Source organism: Paenibacillus sp. USDA918EY (genome assembly GCF_009870825.1).
GTDB lineage: Bacteria > Bacillota > Bacilli > Paenibacillales > Paenibacillaceae > Paenibacillus_AQ > Paenibacillus_AQ albilobatus.
Map to the genome: position 1 here is coordinate 1 of NZ_WTWY01000025.1, position 24,665 is coordinate 24,665.

A 24,665-nucleotide genomic window follows, 5' to 3' on the forward strand; every position below is an offset into this window, starting at 1 on the left:
AAATATTAAAACGCAAAACGTTTCGTATCTAGTTTTCAGGTGATCAAACATCTGAACGATTTTGAAGCTGCATGTCCCTTCTAAGGATGGATATTTTGCCGGTGAGTAATCATCGAAGCAAAGGCAGCGCAAAAATCCCGTTTGGTGGCGATGGCGGAGGGGTTCCACGCGTACCCATCCCGAACACGACCGTTAAGCCCTCCAGCGCCGATGGTACTTGGACCGAAGGGTCCTGGGAGAGTAGGACGTTGCCAAGCGAAGGACCACTGTTGATGTATAATCGACGGTGGTTTTTTTATTTTGCTGTGAATAATAAAATTGCATGATTAAGTAACAGTGGATAACACGCCGCAAGATCGCACAAAACTAGCAATTTCAAACGCGTTTTCGTTCACATTGTCCAGGGTTGGCTGTGGATGAACGCGGATCATGCCGGATCATCCACAGCATGATTGGCAATGCCGCCGCAATTTCAATTTTGTACACAAACTTATCCCATCCGTGCACATGTATCCTCCATTTCGCTCGAAATTCCGTCCACAAATTCACAAATTCATCCCCAACATTCACAGGTGTAGCTTCGGTTTTGACCATTAAAGACCGTTTTTGCATTTTGCATCCCAAATCTTGTGGGCAATTCATTGACTTTGCCATGCCCGTTTGACATACTCGATGTGTAATCCACAGGTATTTGCTAATGATTTGTTCATTAAAGTTTTTCGAATACATAGGCGAGGTGAAATGGGATGGAAATCAGAACATTGAAACCCGAGGAATTCGATGCCTCGATGGAACTGGGCGAATATGCCTTCCAATACCGGGTGACCGCGGAGGAAAAGGAAAAAGCCAGAAAACGGTTTAGACCCGAAAATACATGGGGCATATTCGACGAGGATGGACGTTTAAGCGCCAAGCTGGGCTTGCTGAACGTGGACATTTTCGTCAATGGCCGAAAAATGCCGATGTCGGGGGTTGCGGGTGTAGCTACATGGCCGGAAAACCGCAGGCAAGGGCTGGTCAAACAACTGCTTACGCACTCTCTTAAGTTCATGAACGAATCGGGCAAGCTGGTGTCCATGCTGCATCCGTTTTCGTTTGCGTTTTACCGTAAATACGGCTGGGAAATGTTCAACGATTATAAAAAGTACGTCATTCCGACCGAGAAACTCCCCGCCAAGCAGGTGACCGAAGGAACCGTTCGCCGCGACGTCAAGGATATTCCCGTTTTGAACCGGATTTATGAAGCGTACGCGAGCCGGTATAACGGCATGATGGTTCGGAGCGAGGACCGGTGGAAGCATGCGATTTTGGGTGACGAGGACCATACCGCCGTCTTTTACGATGCATCGGGAGAACCGCAAGGTTTTCTGTTGTATAAAGTCGAAAAGCAGGAAATGGAAGTGCATGAGTTTGTCTGGCTGACGGAAGAATCCAGAAGGGCCTTATGGACGTTTATCTGCAATCATGATTCGATGATCAAACAAGCCGTGCTCGCTCAAATGCCGATGGACGACGGATTGACGTATATGCTGGCGGATCCCCGGATTACGCAGGAAATCATTCCTTTCGGAATGGCCCGAATCGTGAATGTTGCCGGCTTTATCGAGGCGTATGCATTCCAGGGCACCGGGGAGGAGCAGACATGGACGGTTCGGCTCCAGGATCCTTACGCCCCATGGAACGAAGGGAATTGGCGTATTACCGTCTCTCCTGAGGGAAATGCTGCCGTATCGAAAGAAGACGAAGGGGAACCGGCCCAGCTGAGCTGCGACATTCAAACGCTGACAACGCTGATGTTTGGCTACAAGCGTCCCGGGGAATTGGTGAACATGGGCAGATTAGCCGGTGATCCGGAGGCCGCTGCGATGTTGGAACGGGTCATCCCTGCCGGCCGGACGTTTTTGCTGGACTTTTTCTAAAAAATAGTTACTGATCAAGACTTTCCCGCAGGAGCGCGGGGGAGTTTTTTTATACAATCCGCTCGATTTGAAACGCCCAACGCTGAATTTCTTCAGCACCCAAGGGATGGAATGGAGCAAAAAGGTCAAAAATGATATCAGATGATTAAACGATGTTCGAAAAGTCAAAGGCGAAAAATACCGTTTGCGGCGTAATTTAAGGCTTGCCCCTTGGCAAAACGCGAGAATGTGTTATAATATAGTCAAAGAAAGTCAAAGTCAATTGCTGATCAAATTTGCATATCCTGTTGGAATCGCACAGTTTATGTATGATCTGAATTGTCTGAAGTTACACTAACCATGCCGCGCTGCATCATATGCAGCCATGGTTGGCCGTTCATTTTATGCGGTTCGCATACCGATCCTTTGGTTAATTTGGTTGTATATCCCAAAGGGATCGGACGCGCATCTGTAACCGGCTTTCTAATAGCAGTACGGGGATTTTGCCCGTGAACCGGTTTGGGTTTGGCAAAATCCTGAACTAAAGTGGAGGATGAACGATGCGTAATATCTCTGATGTTATTGAACAATATCTGAAGAGTATTTTGCATGAGAGTCCCGACGGGTTGATCGAAATACAGCGCAACGATTTGGCGGACCATTTTTCCTGCGTACCTTCCCAAATCAACTATGTCATAAGCACACGGTTTACGCTGGAAAAAGGTTATCTCGTGGAAAGCAAGCGCGGAGGCGGCGGTTACATCCGGATCAGGCGTATCAGTCTGCCGCAATATTCGGCGCTTCATACTCATCTGCATCAGACGATTGGCGATACCATAGACCAGACGGTCGCGGAAGGGCTCATTTACCAGCTGGAGGAGGCCCGGTTACTGACCAAACGGGAAGCAAACATGATGCGGGCGGCCGTTTCCAGAGAGGCGTTGATGATCAAACTTCCGTACAGGGATGAATTGCGTGCAAGAATCATGAAGGCGATGCTGATTTCTTTGTTAGGCAAATGAGTCTACGGAGAAAAGGAGGTACAGCGATATGTTATGCCAAGAATGCGGCAAAAGACCCGCAACGCTCCATTTCACCAAAATCGTAAACGGCGAAAAAAATGAATTCCACATTTGCGAAACTTGCGCAAGGGAAAAAGGAGAGATGCTCCCCGGCACGTCGGGTGGGTTCTCGATACACAGCTTGCTATCAGGGCTGCTCGATTTTGATTCCGCGGGCAAAGGGATGACCAGCAGCGTCAAGACGCCCCAATCCCTGCGGTGCGAGGAATGCGGCATGACGTATTCCCAGTTCAGCAAAATCGGCCGGTTCGGCTGCAGCTCCTGTTATAAATATTTTGGCGACCGCCTCGATCCTTTGTTCAAAAGGGTGCACGGGAACACCGTCCATGTCGGCAAGGTACCGAAAAGAAGCGGCAGCCGGATTCAATTGAAACGTCAAATCGACGATCTGAAACTCGAGCTTCAGCGGCGGATCCAACAGGAGGAATTTGAGGAAGCCGCCCAGCTTCGGGATCGAATCAGAACGCTTGAAAAAGAAATGGCAGGACAGTAATGTACGCTTAAGGAGGAATGCGTGATGCCCAATCTCAGGTTTACCGAGAAAGCGCTGAGCGAATGGATGCGGGGGACGGCAAGCGACTCCGATATCGTGATCAGCAGCCGGGTACGGATCGCACGGAACCTGCAGCACATGCCCTTCCCCCTCTTGGCAACGCGCCAGCAGTCGGAGGAAGTGCTGAATCGGCTGGCCAAAGTGGCGGATACACAGGCGATCAAGTCCTTGGGGACGTTTTATACCGTTAAGCTGGATGAGATCGAGCCGATCGACAAAAGGGTGCTGGTCGAAAAACACCTGATCAGCCCAAGCCTCGCGAACGAGTCCCAGAACGGGGCCGTCATGATCAGCGAGGATGAGTCGGTCAGCATCATGATTAACGAAGAAGACCATCTTCGCATCCAATGTCTTTATCCGGGTTTTCAGGTCCGCGAGGCGTGGGAAAAAGCGACGGCCATCGACGACCAATTCGAGGCTGAGGTGGATTACGCTTTTGACGACAAGCGCGGCTACCTGACCAGCTGTCCGACCAACGTGGGGACGGGACTTAGGGCATCGGTGATGATGCATCTGCCGGCGCTTGTCATGACGCAGCAGATTAACCGGATTTTGTCCGCGGTCTCCCAAGTCGGCTTAACCGTTAGAGGAATTTACGGCGAGGGCAGCGAAGCAATAGGGAACCTGTTTCAAATCTCCAACCAGATCACGCTCGGGCAAACCGAATACGAAATCATCGATAACCTGCACAGCGTCGTGCTGCAGATCATCGAACACGAGAAAAATGCGCGGACGCGTCTCATGAACGATTCCCGTCTCCGCATTACGGACCGGATCAAACGGTCTTACGGCATTTTGTCTTACGCGGAGGTCATGGATTCCAAAGAGGCTGGACAGCGGCTCTCGGACGTGCGTCTGGGGATTGACTTGGGGATCGTACAGGGGCCTTCCATTCCGGTGATGAACGAACTGAACGTTATGACGCAGCCGGGTTTTTTGCAAAAAAAATACGGTCACGACATGAACAGCGAGGAACGCGACATTTACCGGGCAAGGTTGATTCGCGAGACTCTGGCGAAAGCCTGAGCCGAAGATTTAGACTGAAAAGCAAACAAGAATTCGATATATTTCAAACTCATGGAGGTGCAGGAGAATGATGTTCGGAAGATTTACGGAACGCGCTCAAAAAGTGCTGGCACTCGCTCAGGAGGAAGCCGTTCGTTTGGGACATAACAACATCGGCACGGAGCATATTTTGCTCGGGCTGATTCGCGAGGGTGACGGCATTGCCGCGAAGGCATTGATCGGACTTGGCCTCGGACTCGAAAAAATCCAGGATGAAGTGGAAACGCTCATCGGCAGAGGGCAGGAGCAGCCGACCAATATCGCCTACACTCCGCGCGCCAAAAAAGTCATTGAGTTGTCCATGGACGAAGCCCGCAAGCTGGGACATACCTACGTAGGCACGGAGCATATCCTGCTCGGACTGATCCGCGAAGGGGAAGGCGTTGCGGCCCGCGTATTGAACAATTTGGGCATCAGCTTGAACAAAGCGCGCCAGCAAGTGCTGCAGCTGCTTGGAAGCAGCGAGGCGGTATCCAGCCATCACGGCTCCCAGGCTAACGTCAGCACGCCGACGCTGGACTCTTTGGCCCGCGACTTAACGGCCATTGCCAAGGAAGGCAACCTGGATCCGGTGATCGGCCGCAGCAACGAAATTGAACGCGTCATTCAAGTGCTTAGCCGCCGCACCAAAAACAATCCGGTGCTGATCGGCGAGCCTGGGGTAGGTAAAACCGCGATCGCGGAAGGCCTCGCCCAAAAAATTATCAACAACGAAATTCCGGAAACGCTGCGCGACAAACGTGTTATGACGCTGGATATGGGGTCGGTTGTTGCCGGCACCAAATACCGCGGCGAATTCGAAGACCGCCTGAAAAAAATTATGGATGAGATCCGCCAAGCCGGCAATATCATCCTGTTCATCGACGAGCTGCATACGCTGATCGGCGCAGGCGGCGCGGAAGGCGCCATCGACGCCTCGAACATTCTGAAGCCTTCGCTGGCCCGCGGCGAGCTGCAATGCATCGGCGCCACGACGCTGGACGAATACCGCAAATACATTGAAAAAGATGCCGCTTTGGAACGCCGGTTCCAGCCGATTATGGTGGATCAGCCTTCTCCGGAAGAAGCGATTCAAATCCTGTTCGGACTGCGCGACCGTTACGAAGCCCATCACCGCGTGAAAATTACGGACGAAGCGATCGTGGAGGCCGTGAAGCTGTCCGACCGCTACATTTCCGACCGGTTCCTGCCGGATAAAGCGATCGACCTCATCGACGAGGCGGGCTCCAAAGTAAGGCTGCACACGTACACGATCCCGCCGAATCTGAAAGAGCTGGAAAGCCGCCTCGAAGACATCCGCAAGGAAAAGGATTCGGCGGTGCAAAGCCAGGAATTCGAAAAGGCGGCTGCGCTTCGCGACACCGAGCAGAAGATCCGCGAAGAGCTTGAAACCACGAAAAACCAATGGAAAGAAAAACAAGGCCGCACCGACTCCGAGGTGACGCCGGAGGATATCGCGCAAGTGGTATCGAACTGGACCGGGATCCCGGTGCGCAAGCTGAAGGAAGAAGAGACCGAACGCCTGCTGAACATGGAGAATATTCTTCATGAGCGCGTCATCGGCCAGGAAGAAGCCGTCAAGGCCGTCAGCCGGGCTGTACGCCGCTCCCGCGCCGGCCTGAAGGATCCGAAACGTCCGATCGGATCGTTTATATTCCTCGGCCCTACCGGGGTAGGTAAAACCGAGCTGGCCCGCGCGCTCGCGGAAGCGATGTTCGGCGACGAAAATGCGGTGATCCGAATCGACATGTCCGAATACATGGAGAAACACTCCACGTCGAGACTGGTCGGAGCGCCTCCGGGATACGTCGGATACGAAGAAGGCGGCCAGCTGACCGAAAAAGTGCGCCGCAAGCCGTATTCGGTAGTGCTTCTCGACGAGATCGAAAAAGCGCATCCGGAAGTATTCAATATTCTGCTGCAGGTGCTTGAAGACGGACGCCTGACCGACTCCAAAGGCCGCGTGGTCGATTTCCGCAACACGCTGATCATCCTGACTTCCAACGTTGGGGCGGAAGCGATCAAACGGAACTCCACGCTCGGATTTACGGCGGTCAACGATGCCGGCGCCGATTACAACAACATGAAGGACAAAGTGATGGGCGAGCTGAAGAAAAGCTTCCGTCCGGAATTCCTGAACCGGATCGACGAAATTATCGTCTTCCACTCGCTGGAAGAGAAGCATATCGCCGAAATCGTTTCGTTGATGGCCGAAGAGCTGCGCAAACGGCTGCGTGAATACGACGTGGACTTTACGCTGACCGACAAGGCCAAAGCGTTCCTGGCGAAGGAAGGATACGATCCGGCCTTCGGCGCTCGTCCGCTGCGCCGGGCGATTCAGAAGCATATCGAGGACCGCTTGTCCGAAGAGCTTCTGACGGGCAAAGTGTCCAAGGGCGATTCGCTTGTGATCGATGAAGAAAACGGCGAGCTGACGGTAAGAAAAGCAGACAACGTGTCGGCCACGTCCTAAGAGTAAAGGAAAATAAAATTAATGTAAGGGGATTGACCCGCCGCTGATCATGAGCGGCAGGTCAATCCCCTTTTTAGATGCCGAATGAACAAGTTTGGCTCATACGTTCTATTGTTCTTGCAGATCGTCGAAAGACGCTCTGAAACACATGTAAACTTTTTGCAAATACTTTACGATAAAACTTAATAAATGGTAAAATTAAAATAATGCCAATTTTCTGAGTGGTCGACAAATTCAGACAAAATCCATCACCAACAAGGAGAGGTCATGGCTAAAACAAAAACGAAATTTTATTGCACGGAATGCGGCTATGAGGCTGCCAAATGGTATGGTAAATGTCCCGGTTGTCAAGCTTGGAATACCATGGTGGAAGAAACTGAAAGCGTCATTAAAACGCAGGGAATGAATTCTCCGCTGTTTCATAGTAAAGAAAAGGCGCTTTCGATCATAGATATAGAGAGCAGCAATGAAGCGCGCGTGCACACCGGTATCGGCGAATTGAACCGCGTCCTTGGCGGCGGGATCGTGCCGGGCTCGCTCATTTTGGTCGGCGGAGACCCTGGGATCGGGAAATCGACGCTGCTGCTGCAAACCTCGCATGCATTAACGACATCCGGTCTGCGCGTTCTCTATATATCCGGCGAGGAATCGGTGCGGCAAACCAAACTTCGCGCGGATCGGCTCGGGGCGTTGTCTCCGGAGCTGTACGTGCTTTGCGAGACGAACATGGATCTGATCGAGGAAGCGATCAACAGCATTCAGCCTCAGTTTCTCGTGATCGACTCCATCCAAACCGTGTACATTCCCGAGGTGACAAGCGCACCGGGCAGCGTGGCCCAGGTGCGGGAATGCACAGCCCGGTTTATGCGAGTTGCCAAAGGCATGGGCATTGCAACGGTGCTTGTCGGGCATGTTACGAAGGAAGGAGCCATCGCGGGTCCGAGACTGCTTGAACATATGGTGGACTGCGTATTGTATTTCGAGGGAGAGCGGCATCATACGTACCGTCTGCTTCGGGCGGTTAAAAACCGTTTCGGGTCGACGAACGAGATCGGCATTTTCGAAATGAACGAATCCGGGCTGACGGAAGTGGGCAACCCGTCCGAGCTGTTTTTATCCGAACGTCCGCTTGGCGTTGCCGGTTCGACGGTGGTCGCCAGCATGGAAGGAACCCGTCCGGTTTTGGTCGAGCTCCAGGCGCTCGTATCCGCGACGCATTTCCCGTCGCCGCGCCGGATGTGTACGGGCGTGGACCATCACCGGATGGGCCTCATTATCGCCGTGCTGGAAAAGCGGATGGGCATGTTTTTGCAGAACCAGGATGCATATTTGAACGTAGCGGGCGGCGTGAAGCTGGATGAACCGGCGGTCGATTTGGCGATTGCCGTCAGCATCGCCTCCAGCTTTCGAGATATTCCGACAAAACCGTATGACGTCATGTTCGGCGAGGTAGGCTTGACCGGCGAGGTCCGGGCGGTCTCGCGCGCCGAGCAGCGGGTAAGGGAAGCCGAGAAGCTTGGTTTCAAACGGATTATCATGCCGGAAAAAAGCTTAAAGGGGTGGAAGCATCCCAAAGGAATTGAAATCATTGGCATCAATACCGTGGCAGATGCGCTAGCGGTCGCGTTAGATTAGGGGGCATAAAGAGATGAAGGAACCGAGCCAATTGGATAAAATGAACGACCTGCTCAAGCTGGTCGCACCGGGCACTCCGTTTCGGGACGGCCTGGAAAACGTGCTGCGCGCCAAAACCGGAGGTCTGCTGGTCGTCGGCTACAGCCCGGAAGTCATGGAAGTGGTCGACGGCGGCTTTTCGATCAACTGCGATTTTTCGCCGAACTATTTATACGAGCTCGCCAAAATGGACGGAGCGATCATATTAAGCGAGGACCTGAAGCGGATTTTGTACGCCAACACCCAGCTGATTCCGGATTCCTCCATTTCCTCGACCGAAACGGGTATCCGCCATCGCACCGCCGAGCGTGTCGCCAAGCAGACCGGCAAACTGGTGGTGTCGATTTCCCAACGCCGCAACATTATCACGTTGTATCAAGGCACGCTCCGATATGCGCTGAAGGAAATCGGCGTTATTTTGACGAAGGCGAACCAGGCGCTTCAGACGCTCGAAAAATACCGCGCGGTTTTGAACCAGTCGCTCACCAACCTGTCTGCATCGGAATTCGAAGAACTGGTAACCGTTCCCGAGGTCGTCAACGTCATTCAGCGGGTTGAGATGGTGCTGCGGATCAAAATGGAAATCAAGCGCTATATCAATGAGCTGGGCAACGAAGGCCGGCTGATCAGCATGCAGATGGAAGAGCTCGTCAGCAATATGGAAGAGGAAGCGTGGCTTCTGTACAAGGATTACGCCCGGGAAGACAACGACGAAAAAATCCGCGAAATCATTGCCGGACTGAAGCGGGCCACGGACGATGAACTGCTCGACATTCATTATGTCGTGCGGCTGCTCGGCTACCCGATCTCCGCGGCGAACTCGGAGGAGTCCATCGCACCGCGCGGATACCGCATCCTGAACAAAATTCCGCGGCTGCCGAACGTCATCATCCATAACTTGGTCGAGCAATTCGGAGAGCTGCCGCACATCATGATGGCAACCATTGAAGAATTGGATGAAGTGGATGGAATTGGCGAAGTCAGAGCCCGCAACATTAAGGAAGGTTTGAAACGTTTACAGGAACAAGTATTCATTGACAGACAAATTTAAATGCCATACAATCAAGGGATGATACGGGGGTACTAAAAAATTCGAGGTGAAAAAATGTTTACGAAATCAATTCCGAACATGTTTACGTTAGGTAACTTGTTTCTCGGAATGGTAGGAATTATGCTGGCTTTCGACAACAAATTAAGCTTGGCGGCCATCATGATTATTATTGCGATGCTTTGCGACGGATTGGACGGCCGGGTGGCCCGGGCGCTCAATGCACAAAGTGAATTCGGCAAGGAACTGGATTCTCTCTCGGATGTCATTTCTTTTGGTGTAGCACCCGCACTTATCATGTATGTTACTTCTTTCCACGGCATGCACCATGCGCTTATTTGGACCGTAACGGCCATTTTTCCGATTTGCGGCGCGCTGCGTTTGGCGCGATTTAACGTTCAATCCGGGATTCCGGGATATTTTATTGGATTGCCTATACCGGCTGCAGGTGGCGTTTTGGCCACGTTGTCGCTGTTTCATAAAGAAATTTCGGCCCCTTACATGATTATCGGCATGTTGATTCTGTCTTATCTGATGGTCAGCACGGTGAAGTATCCGAACTTCAAAAAGGTGGGGCTCCCGAAAAAAGCCGTGATGTACGCCCCCGTCGTCATCATCGCGGGAGTCGCCGTCGCCGTTATTTTTCCGGATCAACTATCCAAGCTTATTTTCGTTCCGCTGGTTCTTTATGCAGCCTACGGATTGAAGCAAAACGTGGAGAGGCTGACCCGCAGACGCCATCAAGATCAAACGACGGAGCAAAAAGTGTTCAACGATCATTCATAGCCGCAAAAATAAAAAGCATTTATTTCCCGCTGCTCGCAGCGGAAATAAATGCTTTTTTGTTTGCCTTGTATTCCATAACGGGATTGCCACAAGTCTATGACAGATTAAACAAGCCAAGCGTAGAACATTTTTGCGATTCCTTCTGGACGACTTCGTCCATGTTGATGCCCAGCAGGTTGCATAAAGCCGACATGTAGAAAATGTTGCGCCCCAGTTCGGCGCTGATGATTTCCCTGCAATTTTCGCATAACTCGCCGCGGACATGGGTACGAACGACGTCCTTGGCCTCTTCAAGGCTCACTTCGGACTCAAAGGACTGTTTGGTGGCATGGAGTTCGATGCAGCCGCAGTCCGTAACGGCCTTGGCGACAGCCCGGTTGACGGATGCGCTGCTTTGCCCGTTTTTGGACAACACATCCAGCAGACTGCGGTGACGGAGCAACAATTCGGAAACCTGATCCTGAAAAGCCTGTAAACTTGGTGCGCTCATTTTCCTTTTCACCTCTAGCATAAGAATTGAGTTCATTATATGCCAGGCATTTGCCCATTTTCAACCAAAAATGACACGTCCTTCAGAAGCGTATTCGATACCCGCGATAGAAAAATTTGGGTCCCTCAGGATTATGAGCGCCGAATTTGGACCATACTGCTAAGGAAATATGTATAACTGATACAGTTTAAGGAGGTGTGGGAACTTATGCTGAGAAAATTCATCGTGGCGTTTGCCGGATTGTGCGGCGCTTGGGCGGGTTATACCCTTCATCAATCAGCCGGATGGACGTTCCCGAATTTAGGTATTGATCAATCCGTATGGGGACGTTTGATGTTCGCAGGACTTGGAGCAATTTTATTTCTGTTGATAGGTTCTCTGTGCGCCCACGCGCTTGCGGCACGTTTTCAATCGATGATTCAGACGCTGGCGGGCATGCCGATGAACGATCTGGCGGCTGGGGCCGCCGGATTGACCGGAGGGCTGCTGCTGTCGCTCCTGATCTACCCGAGCCTGGCATGGGCGGGCAAAGCGGGCGAGCTTGCCGCCGTGGGATTAACCCTTTTTTGCGGATATATGGGTTTCCGGATCGGCCTGGACAAAAAAGACGAGCTGGCCACGCTGTGGACCTCGGGACGGTGGAGCAAGGGCGACGCATACGAGGACCGGAAAATCGAAGAGCATAAGATTTTGGATACCAGCGTCATCATCGACGGGCGGATCGCGGATATTTGCAAAACCGGCTTTATCGAAGGCACGATCGTCATCCCCGAATTCGTGCTGGAAGAGCTGCAGCATATCGCGGATTCGTCGGATTTGCTCAAACGCAACCGCGGCCGCAGAGGGCTGGATATTTTGAACAAAATCCAAAAGGAGCTGGATGTCCGGGTGCTGATCTACGAAGGGGATTTCGAGGAGATTTCCGAGGTCGACAGCAAGCTGGTCAAGCTGGCCAAGGTTCTTCAGGGGAAAGTTGTCACCAATGATTTCAACCTGAACAAAGTGTGCGAGCTGCAAGGCGTGTCGGTTCTGAACATCAACGATCTGGCCAACGCCGTAAAACCGGTCGTCCTGCCGGGAGAGGAAATCATGGTGCAGGTCATCAAGGACGGAAAAGAACATGGCCAAGGCGTAGCCTATCTGGACGACGGAACGATGATCGTGGTTGAAGGCGGGCGCGATTATATCGGCAGCATGATGGAAGTGCTGGTGACAAGCGTGCTGCAAACTTCTGCAGGCCGGATGATTTTCGCCAAACCGAAACTGTTGGAAAAAGCCCAGTAAAAGGGGTATGATGGGGGTATACATTTTTTCTTTCGGTTGATCGAGGAGGCAAATTGCAGCTTGGACACTCAAAATCGCGTGGGCGTCGTGGTGGTTTCCGCGGGCAGAGGCTCGAGAATGGGAACCCGCGAAAGCAAGCAGTACCTGCTGCTTGAGAACAAGCCCATCATTATGCATACACTGGAAGTCTTCGACCGGATGCCGCTGGTACACGAAATCGTGCTGGTCACCGGGGCGGAAGACGTCGAGCGGTGCGCCGGGTGGATCGCCCATTACGGGCTTCGCAAGGTCGTTAACATCGTGCCGGGCGGCAAAGAAAGACAGCAATCCGTTTATAAAGGCTTGTTAGAAATCAGCACGGAATGGGTAATGGTTCATGACGGCGTCAGACCGTTCATCGAACCGGAACGAATCGAAGCATGCTATCAAAAAGCCCTGCTTGCCGGGGCGGCGGTGCTTGCGGTTCCCGTGAAGGATACGATCAAGCAGGTGAGCGGTTCGGGAATGATCGAAGCGACCCCCGACCGCCGGAGTCTGTGGGCAATCCATACCCCACAGGCTTTTCGTCTTTCCGATTTGCTAAAGGCGCACGAGCAGGCGGAAGCCGACGGTTTTGCCGGAACGGACGATTCGATGCTCGTGGAACGGATGGGCATTCCGGTCGCGGTCGTCGAAGGCAGCTACACCAACATCAAGATCACGACGCCGGAAGACTTGGAATATGCCGCATTTATGTTAAAACGTGGGGAGAGAGAAGGATAGATGATACGAGTAGGACAAGGATTTGACGTGCATCAGCTTGTGGAAGGCAGGCCGTGCATTATCGGGGGAGTCACCATCCCTTACGACAAGGGCTTGCTTGGCCATTCCGACGCCGACGTGCTGCTGCATGCGGTGACGGATGCGATTCTCGGCGCGCTGGCGCTCGGCGATATCGGCAAACATTTTCCGGATACCGATCCCGCCTTCAAGGACGCGGACAGCTTGAAGCTGCTGCTTCATGTATGGGGGATGGCCAAGGAGCGGGGATACCGGCTCGGGAACATCGATTCCACGATCATCGCCCAAAAGCCGAAAATGGCGCCGTACATCCCGCAAATGGTTGACGTCATCGCACGCGCCCTCGAAGCGGAGCCGGAGCAGGTGAACGTCAAGGCGACGACGACCGAGCAGCTCGGTTTTACAGGACGCGGCGAAGGAATCGCGGCCCAATCGGTTGTCTGCCTTGTCAAAGATGTGCTATCATCTTGAAGGATTTTTGAGTAGAGAAGCGTAAGTAAACGGTTCATTGCCGGTTAGTTGAATCGTTACAGTGAAAGTAGCGAAGGGGGCGGAATCGATTCTTTCGAAATTGAAAGCTTCTTGAAAAAAAGCTGCTTCGGACGCATACGCTAGCGGTCGCCTAAAAGCTTTCCGAAGGAAAGCTAGCATCGAAAGCATAAGCTTTGTCTCCGGATTTCTACCGTGTTGGAAATCTTGATCATGAAATTTGGAGACAACAGCGATCGGAAGAACGATTCGTAACCGTAGCGGTCACTTTGCACTATATGAACTAAATTGCAGATCGAACCGAGTAAACACAAAGCGGAGGGGTATGACCATGACTGATAAAGTTCGCGTACGGTACGCACCGAGTCCCACGGGACATTTACATATCGGAAACGCCAGAACGGCGCTGTTTAACTATTTGTACGCCCGTAACCAGGGCGGAGACTTCGTGATCCGGATCGAGGATACCGACGTCAAGCGGAACATTGCCGGGGGCGAGGAGAGCCAGCTGAAATATTTGAAATGGCTCGGACTCGATTGGGACGAAAGCATCGATATCGGCGGCGGCTACGGACCTTACCGTCAAACGGAACGTCTCGACATCTACAACAAATACACGCAGCAGCTGCTGGACAGAGGGCTTGCTTATTACTGCTACTGCACGGAAGAAGAGCTGGAAAAGGAGCGGGAAGAGCAGATCGCGCGCGGCGAAACTCCCCGTTATTCCGGCAAGCATCGTAATTTGACCGAGGAGCAGCGGAAAGCATACGAAGCGGAAGGACGCGTCGCAAGCATCCGTTTCCGCGTTCCCGACGACAAGACGTATACGTTCGACGACATGGTTAAAGGAACGATTTCGTTTAATACCCAGGATACCGGCGATTTCGTCATCGTAAAAAAAGACGGCATTCCGACATACAACTACGCGGTCGTCATCGACGATCACCTGATGGAGATCAGCCACGTGCTGCGCGGGGAAGACCATATCTCCAACACGCCGCGGCAGCTGATGATCTACGAAGCGCTCGGCTGGGAGCCGCCGCGTTTCGGCCATATGACGCTGATCGTCAACGAACATCATAAAAAGCTCAGCAAACGGGACGAATCGATCATCCAGTTCATCGAGCAGTACGATCAGCTCGGCTATTTGCCGGAAGCGCTGGTCAACTTCATCGCCCTTCTCGGCTGGTCGCCGGAAGGAGAAGAGGAAATTTACAGCCTGGAAGAATTGATCAAAATCTTCAATCCGGACCGGCTGTCGAAAAGCCCGGCGGTGTTCGACCAGAACAAGCTGGCGCACCTCAACAACGCATACATTAAAAAAGCGGATCCGGAGCGTATTGCGCAGCTTGCCATTCCGCATCTGCAAAAAGCGGGCCGTCTGCCTGCAGACCTTAACGCCGAACAGGAAGCATGGGCGAAAAAGCTGGTTGCCTTGTATCAAGAGCAAATGGTGGCCGCTTCGGACATCGTCGAATTGTCGGCCATGTTTTTCCGCACCCATCTGGAAGTGGACGCCGAAGCCCAGCCGATCCTGGGCGAAGAGCATGTACCGACCGTGCTGAAGGCGTTGCTTGCGAAAATCGAAGCTTCCGAGGAGTACTCGGCGCCTCATATCGCCGCTTTGATCAAAGAGGTGCAGAAGGAAACGGGCTTTAAAGGCAAGCAGCTCTTTATGCCGATCCGCGTGGCGCTGACGGGCCAGATGCATGGACGCGACCTGAACGAAACGATTTATTTGCTCGGCAAAGATCGCGTCATCGAACGTTTGAGATCGCATATCAAAGGAGCTTGATCGCGGGCGGCCGTCCGCGGAACGAGCCCAAATGCCGAAAACTTTCTTGTCAGCCCGACGTATTTTCGGCTATAATAACTACCAAAATAAGATCTATAAAGCCTGTCTATAAGAGCAGGCCGAACATAGACGAAGTGATGAAGAAGCGATGAGCAGGAGAAGTACGCTTTAGCCTCGGGCATTTACCAGAGAGGATAACCTCATGGAGATTTTGCTTTCCATGCTGGCTGGAAGTTATCCATATGCCGGCTGCGGAAATGCGCCTGTGAGCTGCATGGATGAGCGGTTTCGTTTTTGAAGCCGTTAGACTGTGCCGGAAGGCCCCCGTTATCGGGCAATCGAGTGGAATCTGAAGCCGCGTGCATATGAAGTTGCCATGCACCCGTGCTCAGGTTCAAGCAGAGTGGAACCGCGTATCAAACGCCTCTGCAGCGAAAGCTGCCGGGGCGTTTTTTGGTCTTCAGGCAAGCCGCCGAACGGGCGGCAGCCTGTGCTTATGGGAGCGAAGGAAGAGAAGAGGACAAAGAGGGGAACGGACATGTTCAAAAGAATCAGATCGGATATCCAGACGGTATTTGAAAACGATCCGGCCGCCCGAAGTTTGTTCGAGGTGGTATTCACCTATTCGGGGTTGCATGCCATCTGGGCCCACCGGATCGCACATAAGCTGTACACCCGACGATGGTTCACCCTTGCCCGTGCCATTTCGCAGTTCAGCAGATTCATGACGGGGATCGAAATCCATCCCGGCGCAAAAATCGGCAACCGGCTTTTTATCGACCACGGCATGGGCGTGGTGATCGGGGAAACCTGCGAAATCGGCGACGATGTCGTCATTTACCAGGGCGTAACGCTCGGCGGTACGGGGAAGGAAAAAGGGAAGCGGCATCCAACGATCGGCAACAACGTCGTCATTGCTTCCGGTGCCAAGGTTCTCGGTTCTTTTAAAGTGGGCGACCAAAGCAACATTGGAGCCAATTCCGTCGTGCTGAAGGAAGTACCGCCCAACAGTACGGTCGTCGGCATTCCGGGCCGGATCGTGAAGCAGGACGGCCGCCGCGTCGACCGCCTCAGCCATCAGCTTCCGGACCCGATCGTCGACTCGCTCCGCAGCATGCAGGAGGAAATCAACCGGCTTCGAAAGGAACTCGAACACCTGACAAACGAACGCGGCGATCTGGTTCGAATCAACGCCGTCCCAAGCCGGGAGCAAGGGGAATGACCTCTGCCGGGGGAATGGGGGTTAACGCCGAACCGGCATAATGCCGGGGTGTCCGGTTTATTTTTGGCGATATTCCGGTTTCGCTCTTGCAATGGCTTTACAGCTTTTAGTTTATAATAAGAAATGAGGATTTTGGCATAAAATCCCGAATGAAAGGAAATGTGACTATGGCGCTTCAAATATATAATACGTTGACACGCTCCAAAGAAGAGTTCGTTCCGATGGAACCCGGAAAAGTAAAAATGTACGTATGCGGCCCCACCGTCTATGACTACATTCATATCGGAAACGCGCGTCCCATGATCTTTTTCGACGTCGTTCGCACGTATCTCGAGCAGATCGGCAACGAGGTGAACTATGTCGTCAACTTCACGGACGTGGACGACAAGCTGATCCGGAAGGCGGAGCAGACGGGAAGAACCGTGCCGGAGGTCGCCGATACGTTTATCAAGGCTTATTACGAGGATTTGGAAGGACTCGGCATCGAAAGAGCGACCGTTAACCCGCGCGTGACCGAAAACATGGACAATATCATCGCTTTCATCCGCGAGCTGGAGGAAAAGGGCTTTGCTTACGAAAAAGGCGGCGACGTCTTTTATCGGACGAACAAGTTCCCGGATTACGGCAAGCTGTCGCACCAAAAGCTGGATGAACTGCAGTTCGGCATCCGCATCAACGTCGACCAGCGGAAGGAAAGCCCGGAGGATTTCGTGCTTTGGAAAGCGGCGAAGCCGGGCGAAATTTACTGGTCCAGCCCATGGGGCGACGGACGCCCGGGTTGGCATATCGAATGCTCGGCTATGGCCCGCCGCTATTTGGGAGACACGATCGATATCCACGGGGGCGGACAGGATTTGCAGTTCCCGCACCACGAATGCGAGGTGGCCCAGTCGGAAGCGTTGACGGGCAAAACGCTGGCCCGCTATTGGATGCATAACGGCTACATCAAAATCAACAACGAAAAAATGTCGAAATCGCTCGGCAACGGCATCCTCGTAAAGGATCTGCGCAAGGAATTCAAAAAAGAAGCGATTCGTTATTTCATGCTTTCGACCCACTACCGCAACCCGCTGAACTTCAACGCCGAAACGATGGATCAGGCGATGAACAGCGTGGAGCGCATCGCCAATGCCGTCTCCAACCTGAAGCACCGCCTCGAAACGGTAACGCCTGACGGGCATGGAGCGGTCCGCGAGGAGTTAAAGCAGAAGCTGGACGGGATTTTGCAGCAGTATTACGAGAAGATGAACGACGATTTTAATACGCCGGACGCGATCACCACGCTTTTCGAATGGGTGAATGAAGCGAATTTGCTGCTGAAGGAGCCTGTCGTCAATCCGGAAGAGCTGAAACTGATGTTGTCTGCCTTTGAACAATTAAACGCGGTGCTCCGTCTGTATGCCGGCGAAGAAAACGAACTTTTGGATGAGGAAGTGGAGAAGCTCATCGCGGAACGGACCCAGGCCCGCAAGGAGAAAAACTGGAGCCGTGCCGATGAAATCCGCGATCTATTGGCAGCGCAAGGAATCGTGCTGGAGGATACGGCGCAGGGCATGCGCTGGCGCCGGAAATGAGCGGCCGGGACAACGGAGGGCTGCCGCCGGAAGCGGGCGCGGAATGGGCGGGCTGGTTCGAATACCCGCCTTCCAGGCAGCCCCGGCTGATTCCCCCGATCGTGCTCGCGTACATCGGGGATGCCGTTTATGAAGTGGCGGTCAGGCAATACCTGATTTCCAAGCCGAACCTGAAGCCGAACCAGCTTCACCATCAGGCGACCGGCATCGTATCCGCAAAGGCGCAAAGCCGGATTTTGGCCGCGCTCGAAACGGTCCTGACGGACGAGGAGAAGGACGTCGTAAGACAGGGACGCAACGCCAAGTCCGGCACCATTCCCAAAAACGCGAACGTGCTCGAATATCGTCACGCCACCGCATTCGAAAGCCTGATCGGATATTTGTATTACACGCAGCGGCATGACCGGATGCGGGAGCTGATCGGGATGGGGATCGATTATATGGAGCAGCAAAGGCACATCAAATAAAGCTTGTGGAGGATAACATGGAGGAAGAAATTATCGGCGGGAAGCATTCGGTCATCGAAGCGCTGAAATCCGGCCGCACGATCAATAAAATATGGGTTGCGGAAAACGCGCAAAAACATTTGACGCAGCCGATCGTCATCGAGGCGAAAAAGCTCGGCGTGATCATTCAGCACGTGGACAAGCGCAAGCTTGACCAGTTGGCGCCGGGCGTCCAGCACCAAGGGGTCGTGGCTCAGGTCGCCCCTTACGCCTACGCCGAAGTGAAGGACATTTTGCAGGCCGCCGAAAGCAAAGGCGAGCCGCCGTTCATTTTGCTTTTGGACGAGATCGAGGATCCGCACAATTTGGGGTCGATCCTGCGTACGGCCGACTGCACCGGCGTGCATGGCGTCATCGTTCCGAAACGCCGCTCGGCGCAGGTCACCGCGACCGTGTCCAAAACTTCCGCGGGCGCGGCTGAATACGTTCCCGTTGCCCGAGTCACGAACTTGGGGCAAACCATCGACTCCTTGAAGGAAAAAGGGATTTGGGTCGTTGGCACGGACGTATCGGCCGCGGCGGGCATTTACGAAACGAACGTCTTTGACGGCCCCGTAGCCATCGTGATCGGCAATGAAGGCAAGGGCATGGGGCGGCTGATCCGCGAAAAATGCGACGTTCTGGTCAAGCTGCCGATGAACGGACGGATCAACTCGCTGAACGCCTCCGTGGCCGCCGGCGTTGTGATGTACGAAGTATTGCGTCGCCGCGCCCAAGGTTAACGCAGGATGGCGGATTTGCGGGATGTGCTCCTGGTGGACGGCTACAACATGATCGGAGCTTGGCCGTCTCTTGCGAAGCTGTCGCAAATCAGCATGCAGGAGGCGCGCGACGAGCTGCTGGGCAAGCTGGCGGACTATCAGGCTTTTACCGGCCGCAAAGTCATCGCGGTCTTCGATGCGTACCGGGTTCCGGGCCTTGGCAAAGCTTTTTCCCAAAGCAAAATCCAAGTTTTCTTCACAAAAGAGAAGGAAACTGCCGATGAATGTATAGAGCGGCTTGTCGGAGAGCTCAGTCTCCGCAGCCGCAAAATCTATGTGGCCACCAGCGATTTCATCGAACAGCATGTCATCTTCGCCCGCGGCGCGCTGCGGCTTTCGGCCCGCGAACTTTTGAACGAGGTCGAAAACTGCGAGAAGGCGATCCAGCAAAGGATTGAGCGGGAGCATGCTCCGAAGACGCGAAATACGTTGGACAGCAAGCTTAAACCGGAGCTTCGGGAAATATTCGAAAAGTGGCGCAGGCAATAACAGAAAATGGCAGTGATTACAAATTTGCATCTCTTGACAATTTTGTTAGTCGTGTTCTTTTTTAGGTAATACGTGGTTGACGGTGCCAACCGCCATCATTTATACTGTTCGTATATTTCACAGAGTAACGGGTACCTTGCGTTGCAGCCGGGGGGATTCTTGGTGAGTGTAGACCTCAAAGAATTAACGTTGTCGGATTACGAGTACAAGTCGGATGAGGACGTTGTCGAATATTTTCGTGAAGGCGATAGCGAGGCGCTTGAGTTCTTGATTAACAAGTACCGGAATTTCGTGCGCGCCAAAGCCAGGTCTTACTTTTTGATCGGCGCCGACCGGGAGGATATCATTCAGGAAGGCATGATCGGCCTATACAAATCGATCCGTGATTTTCGGGTGGACAAGCAGTCTTCGTTCAAAGCTTTCGCCGAGCTGTGCATCACGCGGCAGATCATTACGGCGATCAAGACGGCGACGAGACAGAAGCACATTCCGCTGAATTCCTATGTCTCTTTGGACAAGCCGATTTACGATGAAGATTCCGACCGGACGCTGCTTGACGTCATTTGCGGTTCGCAGGTGTCGGACCCGGAGGAACTGATCATCAACCAGGAAGAGTTCGTAGGTCTGGAGGACAAGATGTCCGAGATTTTAAGCGACCTGGAACGCAAAGTGCTGATGCTGTATTTGGACGGCCGCTCCTATCAGGAGATTGCGGTTGACCTTAAGCGTCATGTGAAATCGATTGACAACGCACTGCAGCGTGTCAAACGCAAATTGGAACGTTATTTGGAAGTTCGCGACAATTAGACGCTTGGAACGAAAAGGCTCTGTACGGAGTCTTTTTTTTCACAATCGGACAATGATCGGGTTTAAGCGTCCCAGGAATGAATCATAATGGTAAATGATTGCAGGGCGGCTTTCGAGAGAAAAAAAGGCTTGAAAATACTAGGGATGAAGCGGTCCCGGCGTGCCGGGAACAGGGCCATTCTTTCGTTGACACGGTTTGACCCTTATGATAAAGTGTTTTAGGTAGGCCTAAATTCGCGTGTTTTAGTGGATGATCAAGCAAAGACCAATAGGTTTTTGTTTATTATTCATTTCGCAGGAACGGTTTTTTCTTTTCAGCAATGAAGGGCTTGGGCTGTTCTACAAGGAAATAATGAGCCTTCTGAAAAGAAGGACGTCTTCGGGAGGTGCACAGCATGCGGGTAATTATCACTTTGGCTTGTACAAACTGCAAACAAAGAAACTACACAACTACCAAAAACAAGCGAAATCACCCCGACCGCATGGAGATGAAGAAATTTTGCAAGTTTTGTAACGAGCAAACTCCTCATCGCGAAACCAGATAGTTTTTTGGAGGTGTAGTCGGCGTGAAAAGTAGTTTCAAGTCTCTGTTTTCCTTTTTCTCTGAAAGCTGGGCGGAGCTCAAAAAAGTTCGCTGGCCTAATCGTAAAGAGCTGACGAATTATACTCTGATCGTCCTCGGCACCATTGTATTCGTCACGATTTATTTTTGGGTTCTGGATATCGGCATTTCCGCTGTGATCGAAGCGATTATTTAAGAAGGGTCCCGGTGGCTTGATATGGAAACTATGGAAAAAAGATGGTACGTTGTTCATACCTATTCCGGGTATGAGAACAAGGTCAAGGCCAATTTGGAGAGACGCGTCGAGTCCATGGGCATGGAAGACAAGATATTCCGCGTTCTTGTTCCGATGGAAGAAGAAGTGGTAAACAAGGACGGCAAGAAAAAAACCGTCATGAGAAAGGTTTACCCGGGATATGTCTTGGTTGAAATGATCCAAACCGACGACTCCTGGTATGTTGTTCGCAACACGCCTGGGGTAACGGGATTTGTCGGTTCGACAGGTTCGGGTTCCAAGCCGACGCCTTTGCTTCCGGAAGAAGTGGATCAGATTCTGAAGCATATGGGCATGGAAGAACCAAAACCGAAAATCGAATTCGATATCAAGGAATCCGTGCGGATCAAAGTTGGTCCATTTGCGAATTTTGTGGGCTCTGTAGAGGAAATTCTCGCCGACAAGAGCAAACTCAAAGTTCACGTCAACATGTTTGGACGGGAAACCCCGCTTGAGCTGGATTATACTCAGGTGGAGAAGATATAAATATTTCTTCAGGTTTCTTGTGGGAGGGGCCAAGCGTCCCGTTAACCACTTTTGAAGGAGGTGTCTTACATGGCAAAAAAGGTAATCAAAATGGTAAAACTGCAAATTCCTGCAGGTAAAGCGAATCCGGCGCCGCCAGTAGGTCCAGCATTGGGTCAAGCAGGTGTCAACATCATGGCATTCTGTAAAGAATTCAACGCTCGTACCGCCGACCAAGCTGGTCTGATCATTCCGGTTGAAATTTCGGTATTTGAAGACCGTTCCTTTACGTTTATCACCAAAACTCCACCGGCTGCAGTTCTGCTTCGCGTAGCTGCTAAAATCGAGAAAGGTTCCGGCGAACCTAACAAGAAAAAGGTGGCAACGGTTAAACGTGACAAGGTTCGTGAAATCGCTGAAACCAAAATGCCTGACCTGAACGCCGCTTCCGTTGAAGCTGCTATGCGCATGGTCGAAGGTACTGCCCGCAGCATGGGCATCACGATCGAAGACTAATTTTATTTTCGGTTTTTCTGCGACAACCGGTCATTGGGGCCGGTATATGTGGGAGGAATTTCCGTTAAAACCACAAAGGAGGAACAAACATGGCGAAACATGGTAAGAAATATGTTGAAGCTGCCAAGCTGATTGACAGCGAAGCATTTTACGAGCCAGCAGAAGCCGTTGAGCTTGTGAAAAAGGCTGCGACTGCCAAATTCGACGAAACCGTTGAAGTTGCAGTTCGTTTGGGCGTAGACCCACGTAAACAAGACCAAGCCGTTCGCGGCGTCGTTGTCCTGCCTCACGGCACGGGTAAAACGCAGCGCGTGCTGGTATTTGCAAAAGGTGACAAAGCGAAAGAAGCGGAAGCGGCTGGCGCGGATTATGTTGGCGATCAGGACATGATCAACAAAATCCAACAAGGCTGGTTCGAATTCGATGTCTGCGTAGCTACACCTGACATGATGAGCGAAGTCGGTAAACTGGGCCGTCTGCTCGGCGGTAAAGGCCTCATGCCTAACCCTAAAGCAGGTACGGTTACATTCGATGTTGCCAAAGCGGTTCAAGAGATCAAAGCGGGTAAAATCGAATACCGTCTGGATAAAGCAGGTCAAATTCACGCTCCAATCGGTAAAGTATCCTTTGATGCGGCGAAACTGAATGAGAACCTCAAAGCTCTCATCGACGCCCTCAACCGTGCTAAACCGGCAGCTGCAAAAGGCGTTTATCTGAAAGGGATCGCAGTATCCTCGACGATGGGCCCAAGCGCTCGCGTGAACACAGCTTCTTTCAGATAAGAAAAATAACGTTGACTTCCGTCGCGTTATCTGATAATCTGTAAAAGTTGTTGTGAAAGAACTGACCCACTAAAGTTGAATATGCTTACCGTAGACAGTAGGTGCCCCATAAAGGCTTAATTTCCTACCGAGGTGTTGTGATAGAATAAGGATGGTTGCTCCTGACGTTCGTGTGGACAATCATCATTTATCAGGCCTTCGTGATTCTACGGAGGCTTTTTACATGCCTAGAATCATTAGGGACGGGAAGCAAGTCAGACTTTTCATCCAAACGATTGCAGTACATGTTCCGGCCGTCTTCGGACACCGGACAGCGAAACTTTCAGGAGGTGTGAACATTGGCAAACGCAAAAGTGATTCAAGCGAAACAAGAAGCAGTGGAAGCAATCACGGCTAAGCTGCGCGGAAGCGCAACAACCGTCGTTGCCGACTACCGTGGATTGAACGTTGCCCAAGTAACCGAACTGCGTAAGCAGCTTCGCGAAGCCGGCATCGAATTCCAGGTTCTCAAAAACACATTGCTGCGTCGCGCTACCGCTGCTGCCGAGCTGTCAGAACTGGACGAAGCATTGACCGGTCCTACAGCGATCGCGTTCAGTGGTGACGATGCCGTGGCTCCAGCGAAAATCCTTAACGATTTTGCTAAGAAAAACGATGCATTGAAATTGAAAGGTGGCGTGGTCGAAGGCCGTGTCGTTGGCGTTGACGAAGTCAAAGCGCTGGCGGAACTGCCATCCCGCGAAGGTCTCCTTTCCATGCTCCTCAGCGTGCTTCAAGCTCCTGTGCGCAACTTCGCGCTTGCAGTTAAAGCCGTTGCAGAGAAAGAAGAACAAGGCGCGTAAGCATCTGTTACTTCGTGCAATATGAAATACAACCACAAAAACTTTAATTATAAAATGGAGGTTTAACCATGAGTAAAGAGCAAATCTTGGAAGCAATCAAAGGCATGACTGTTTTGGAACTGAACGATCTGGTTAAAGCAATCGAAGAAGAATTCGGCGTAACCGCTGCAGCTCCAGTTGCTGTAGTAGGCGGCGCTGCTGGCGGTGCTGAAGCTGCTGAGCAAACTGAGTTCGACGTAATCCTGGCTAACGCTGGCGCTTCCAAAATCAACGTTATCAAAGCGGTTCGCGAAATCACTGGCCTCGGCTTGAAAGAAGCTAAAGACCTCGTTGACAACGCACCAAAACCACTGAAAGAAAAAGTGGGTAAAGAAGAAGCTGACTCCATCAAAGCTAAATTGGAAGAAGCAGGCGCTACTGTAGAAGTGAAGTAATTCCTTCTTGCGCT

At 52.2% G+C, this 24,665-nt stretch carries 27 protein-coding genes, 1 rRNA gene and 1 other annotated feature; of the genes, 26 read left to right on the forward strand and 2 right to left on the reverse strand.

The genetic code is table 11. From position 1 onward, the window contains the following. Positions 1-140 precede the first annotated feature (140 nt). Positions 141-257 (forward strand): 5S ribosomal RNA (rrf, locus tag GQY55_RS28645). A 118-nt stretch (positions 258-375) separates the two neighbouring features. On the opposite strand, the gene GQY55_RS31680 is transcribed toward rrf, so the two are convergent. Next, the gene (locus tag GQY55_RS31680; RefSeq protein WP_236575940.1) at positions 376-654 is read right to left on the reverse strand and encodes a hypothetical protein; all 279 of its coding nucleotides are present in this window, start codon (positions 652-654) and stop codon (positions 376-378) included. Positions 655-746: 92 nt separating this feature from the next. On the opposite strand from GQY55_RS31680, the gene GQY55_RS28650 reads away from it, so the two are divergent. The 8 genes from GQY55_RS28650 (at position 747) to pssA (ending at position 10,579) form a co-directional block, all read left to right on the forward strand. Continuing rightward, a complete protein-coding gene (locus GQY55_RS28650) occupies positions 747-1,919 on the forward strand; it encodes a GNAT family N-acetyltransferase (protein WP_160045348.1) in 1,173 nt (390 codons plus the stop codon). A gap of 539 nt (positions 1,920-2,458) precedes the next feature. Continuing rightward, entirely contained in the window at positions 2,459-2,920 is a 462-nt protein-coding gene (locus tag GQY55_RS28655; RefSeq protein WP_160045349.1) for a CtsR family transcriptional regulator, read from the forward strand. 28 nt (positions 2,921-2,948) lie between these two features. Then, entirely contained in the window at positions 2,949-3,473 is a 525-nt protein-coding gene (locus GQY55_RS28660; protein ID WP_160045350.1) for a UvrB/UvrC motif-containing protein, read from the forward strand. 24 nt (positions 3,474-3,497) lie between these two features. After that, complete coding sequence (locus GQY55_RS28665) at positions 3,498-4,559, forward strand: protein arginine kinase (protein WP_160045351.1); 1,062 nt, start codon at positions 3,498-3,500, stop codon at positions 4,557-4,559. Between the two features lie 67 nt (positions 4,560-4,626). Continuing rightward, positions 4,627-7,071, forward strand: coding sequence for an ATP-dependent protease ATP-binding subunit ClpC (gene clpC / locus GQY55_RS28670; protein WP_160045352.1), 2,445 nt, complete (start codon positions 4,627-4,629; stop codon positions 7,069-7,071). Between the two features lie 267 nt (positions 7,072-7,338). Beyond that, positions 7,339-8,706, forward strand: a complete 1,368-nt coding sequence (gene radA / locus GQY55_RS28675) for a DNA repair protein RadA (protein WP_160045353.1) — start codon at positions 7,339-7,341, stop codon at positions 8,704-8,706. Between the two features lie 13 nt (positions 8,707-8,719). Next, positions 8,720-9,796, forward strand: coding sequence for a DNA integrity scanning diadenylate cyclase DisA (gene disA, locus GQY55_RS28680; RefSeq protein ID WP_160045354.1), 1,077 nt, complete (start codon positions 8,720-8,722; stop codon positions 9,794-9,796). Between the two features lie 54 nt (positions 9,797-9,850). Continuing rightward, positions 9,851-10,579, forward strand: coding sequence for a CDP-diacylglycerol--serine O-phosphatidyltransferase (gene pssA, locus GQY55_RS28685; protein ID WP_160045355.1), 729 nt, complete (start codon positions 9,851-9,853; stop codon positions 10,577-10,579). Positions 10,580-10,673: 94 nt separating this feature from the next. Here the strand turns inward: pssA and GQY55_RS28690 are convergent, their stop codons facing one another. Then, positions 10,674-11,069 (reverse strand): DUF1573 domain-containing protein, encoded by a 396-nt coding sequence (locus tag GQY55_RS28690; RefSeq protein WP_160045356.1) that lies wholly within the window; start codon positions 11,067-11,069, stop codon positions 10,674-10,676. A gap of 207 nt (positions 11,070-11,276) precedes the next feature. Between GQY55_RS28690 and GQY55_RS28695 the strand changes: the two genes are divergently transcribed. From GQY55_RS28695 to rplL, 17 genes are all read left to right on the forward strand, one after another. Next, positions 11,277-12,353: a PIN/TRAM domain-containing protein gene (locus GQY55_RS28695; protein WP_160045357.1), complete on the forward strand. Its 1,077-nt coding sequence runs from the start codon at positions 11,277-11,279 to the stop codon at positions 12,351-12,353. 60 nt (positions 12,354-12,413) lie between these two features. After that, positions 12,414-13,115: a 2-C-methyl-D-erythritol 4-phosphate cytidylyltransferase gene (gene ispD, locus GQY55_RS28700; protein ID WP_268895085.1), complete on the forward strand. Its 702-nt coding sequence runs from the start codon at positions 12,414-12,416 to the stop codon at positions 13,113-13,115. Further along, positions 13,116-13,604, forward strand: a complete 489-nt coding sequence (gene ispF, locus GQY55_RS28705; RefSeq protein ID WP_160045358.1) for a 2-C-methyl-D-erythritol 2,4-cyclodiphosphate synthase — start codon at positions 13,116-13,118, stop codon at positions 13,602-13,604. A gap of 349 nt (positions 13,605-13,953) precedes the next feature. Next, complete coding sequence (gene gltX / locus GQY55_RS28710) at positions 13,954-15,417, forward strand: glutamate--tRNA ligase (RefSeq protein WP_160045359.1); 1,464 nt, start codon at positions 13,954-13,956, stop codon at positions 15,415-15,417. Between the two features lie 538 nt (positions 15,418-15,955). After that, positions 15,956-16,639 (forward strand): serine O-acetyltransferase, encoded by a 684-nt coding sequence (gene cysE, locus GQY55_RS28715; RefSeq protein ID WP_160045360.1) that lies wholly within the window; start codon positions 15,956-15,958, stop codon positions 16,637-16,639. Between the two features lie 167 nt (positions 16,640-16,806). Next, on the forward strand, positions 16,807-18,213 hold the full coding sequence (gene cysS / locus GQY55_RS28720; protein ID WP_160045361.1) for a cysteine--tRNA ligase: 1,407 nt from the start codon (positions 16,807-16,809) through the stop codon (positions 18,211-18,213). Beyond that, positions 18,210-18,680: a Mini-ribonuclease 3 gene (locus GQY55_RS28725; RefSeq protein ID WP_160045362.1), complete on the forward strand. Its 471-nt coding sequence runs from the start codon at positions 18,210-18,212 to the stop codon at positions 18,678-18,680. The genes cysS and GQY55_RS28725 overlap by 4 nt, the downstream gene beginning before the upstream one ends. A 17-nt stretch (positions 18,681-18,697) precedes the next feature. Further along, positions 18,698-19,441 (forward strand): 23S rRNA (guanosine(2251)-2'-O)-methyltransferase RlmB, encoded by a 744-nt coding sequence (gene rlmB / locus GQY55_RS28730; RefSeq protein ID WP_160045363.1) that lies wholly within the window; start codon positions 18,698-18,700, stop codon positions 19,439-19,441. A gap of 6 nt (positions 19,442-19,447) precedes the next feature. Beyond that, complete coding sequence (locus GQY55_RS28735; RefSeq protein WP_160045364.1) at positions 19,448-19,969, forward strand: NYN domain-containing protein; 522 nt, start codon at positions 19,448-19,450, stop codon at positions 19,967-19,969. A gap of 162 nt (positions 19,970-20,131) precedes the next feature. Continuing rightward, complete coding sequence (gene sigH, locus GQY55_RS28740; protein WP_036712530.1) at positions 20,132-20,776, forward strand: RNA polymerase sporulation sigma factor SigH; 645 nt, start codon at positions 20,132-20,134, stop codon at positions 20,774-20,776. A 395-nt stretch (positions 20,777-21,171) separates the two neighbouring features. Further along, on the forward strand, positions 21,172-21,321 hold the full coding sequence (gene rpmG, locus GQY55_RS28745) for a 50S ribosomal protein L33 (protein WP_076176720.1): 150 nt from the start codon (positions 21,172-21,174) through the stop codon (positions 21,319-21,321). A gap of 21 nt (positions 21,322-21,342) precedes the next feature. Further along, the gene (gene secE, locus GQY55_RS28750) at positions 21,343-21,534 is read left to right on the forward strand and encodes a preprotein translocase subunit SecE (RefSeq protein ID WP_036712533.1); all 192 of its coding nucleotides are present in this window, start codon (positions 21,343-21,345) and stop codon (positions 21,532-21,534) included. A 30-nt stretch (positions 21,535-21,564) separates the two neighbouring features. Next, positions 21,565-22,098: a transcription termination/antitermination protein NusG gene (gene nusG / locus GQY55_RS28755; RefSeq protein ID WP_160045411.1), complete on the forward strand. Its 534-nt coding sequence runs from the start codon at positions 21,565-21,567 to the stop codon at positions 22,096-22,098. Positions 22,099-22,167: 69 nt separating this feature from the next. Continuing rightward, on the forward strand, positions 22,168-22,593 hold the full coding sequence (gene rplK / locus GQY55_RS28760) for a 50S ribosomal protein L11 (RefSeq protein ID WP_036712539.1): 426 nt from the start codon (positions 22,168-22,170) through the stop codon (positions 22,591-22,593). Positions 22,594-22,682: 89 nt separating this feature from the next. Further along, positions 22,683-23,375 (forward strand): 50S ribosomal protein L1, encoded by a 693-nt coding sequence (rplA, locus tag GQY55_RS28765; RefSeq protein ID WP_160045365.1) that lies wholly within the window; start codon positions 22,683-22,685, stop codon positions 23,373-23,375. Positions 23,376-23,445: 70 nt separating this feature from the next. Then, positions 23,446-23,606, forward strand: a sequence feature (ribosomal protein L10 leader region). 107 nt (positions 23,607-23,713) lie between these two features. Continuing rightward, the gene (rplJ, locus tag GQY55_RS28770) at positions 23,714-24,217 is read left to right on the forward strand and encodes a 50S ribosomal protein L10 (protein ID WP_160045366.1); all 504 of its coding nucleotides are present in this window, start codon (positions 23,714-23,716) and stop codon (positions 24,215-24,217) included. Positions 24,218-24,285: 68 nt separating this feature from the next. Continuing rightward, the gene (gene rplL / locus GQY55_RS28775; RefSeq protein ID WP_160045367.1) at positions 24,286-24,651 is read left to right on the forward strand and encodes a 50S ribosomal protein L7/L12; all 366 of its coding nucleotides are present in this window, start codon (positions 24,286-24,288) and stop codon (positions 24,649-24,651) included. Positions 24,652-24,665 lie beyond the last annotated feature (14 nt).

What these genes read in the sequence shown, in the direction of transcription:
- GQY55_RS31680 (WP_236575940.1), bottom strand. Translation starts at nt 654, where the DNA reads ATGGCAAAGTCAATGAATTGCCCACAAGATTTGGGATGCAAAATGCAA.
- GQY55_RS28650 (WP_160045348.1), top strand. Translation starts at nt 747, where the DNA reads ATGGAAATCAGAACATTGAAACCCGAGGAATTCGATGCCTCGATGGAA.
- GQY55_RS28655 (WP_160045349.1), top strand. Translation starts at nt 2,459, where the DNA reads ATGCGTAATATCTCTGATGTTATTGAACAATATCTGAAGAGTATTTTG.
- GQY55_RS28660 (WP_160045350.1), top strand. Translation starts at nt 2,949, where the DNA reads ATGTTATGCCAAGAATGCGGCAAAAGACCCGCAACGCTCCATTTCACC.
- GQY55_RS28665 (WP_160045351.1), top strand. Translation starts at nt 3,498, where the DNA reads ATGCCCAATCTCAGGTTTACCGAGAAAGCGCTGAGCGAATGGATGCGG.
- clpC (WP_160045352.1), top strand. Translation starts at nt 4,627, where the DNA reads ATGATGTTCGGAAGATTTACGGAACGCGCTCAAAAAGTGCTGGCACTC.
- radA (WP_160045353.1), top strand. Translation starts at nt 7,339, where the DNA reads ATGGCTAAAACAAAAACGAAATTTTATTGCACGGAATGCGGCTATGAG.
- disA (WP_160045354.1), top strand. Translation starts at nt 8,720, where the DNA reads ATGAAGGAACCGAGCCAATTGGATAAAATGAACGACCTGCTCAAGCTG.
- pssA (WP_160045355.1), top strand. Translation starts at nt 9,851, where the DNA reads ATGTTTACGAAATCAATTCCGAACATGTTTACGTTAGGTAACTTGTTT.
- GQY55_RS28690 (WP_160045356.1), bottom strand. Translation starts at nt 11,069, where the DNA reads ATGAGCGCACCAAGTTTACAGGCTTTTCAGGATCAGGTTTCCGAATTG.
- GQY55_RS28695 (WP_160045357.1), top strand. Translation starts at nt 11,277, where the DNA reads ATGCTGAGAAAATTCATCGTGGCGTTTGCCGGATTGTGCGGCGCTTGG.
- ispF (WP_160045358.1), top strand. Translation starts at nt 13,116, where the DNA reads ATGATACGAGTAGGACAAGGATTTGACGTGCATCAGCTTGTGGAAGGC.
- gltX (WP_160045359.1), top strand. Translation starts at nt 13,954, where the DNA reads ATGACTGATAAAGTTCGCGTACGGTACGCACCGAGTCCCACGGGACAT.
- cysE (WP_160045360.1), top strand. Translation starts at nt 15,956, where the DNA reads ATGTTCAAAAGAATCAGATCGGATATCCAGACGGTATTTGAAAACGAT.
- cysS (WP_160045361.1), top strand. Translation starts at nt 16,807, where the DNA reads ATGGCGCTTCAAATATATAATACGTTGACACGCTCCAAAGAAGAGTTC.
- GQY55_RS28725 (WP_160045362.1), top strand. Translation starts at nt 18,210, where the DNA reads ATGAGCGGCCGGGACAACGGAGGGCTGCCGCCGGAAGCGGGCGCGGAA.
- rlmB (WP_160045363.1), top strand. Translation starts at nt 18,698, where the DNA reads ATGGAGGAAGAAATTATCGGCGGGAAGCATTCGGTCATCGAAGCGCTG.
- GQY55_RS28735 (WP_160045364.1), top strand. Translation starts at nt 19,448, where the DNA reads ATGGCGGATTTGCGGGATGTGCTCCTGGTGGACGGCTACAACATGATC.
- rpmG (WP_076176720.1), top strand. Translation starts at nt 21,172, where the DNA reads ATGCGGGTAATTATCACTTTGGCTTGTACAAACTGCAAACAAAGAAAC.
- nusG (WP_160045411.1), top strand. Translation starts at nt 21,565, where the DNA reads ATGGAAAAAAGATGGTACGTTGTTCATACCTATTCCGGGTATGAGAAC.
- rplK (WP_036712539.1), top strand. Translation starts at nt 22,168, where the DNA reads ATGGCAAAAAAGGTAATCAAAATGGTAAAACTGCAAATTCCTGCAGGT.
- rplA (WP_160045365.1), top strand. Translation starts at nt 22,683, where the DNA reads ATGGCGAAACATGGTAAGAAATATGTTGAAGCTGCCAAGCTGATTGAC.
- rplL (WP_160045367.1), top strand. Translation starts at nt 24,286, where the DNA reads ATGAGTAAAGAGCAAATCTTGGAAGCAATCAAAGGCATGACTGTTTTG.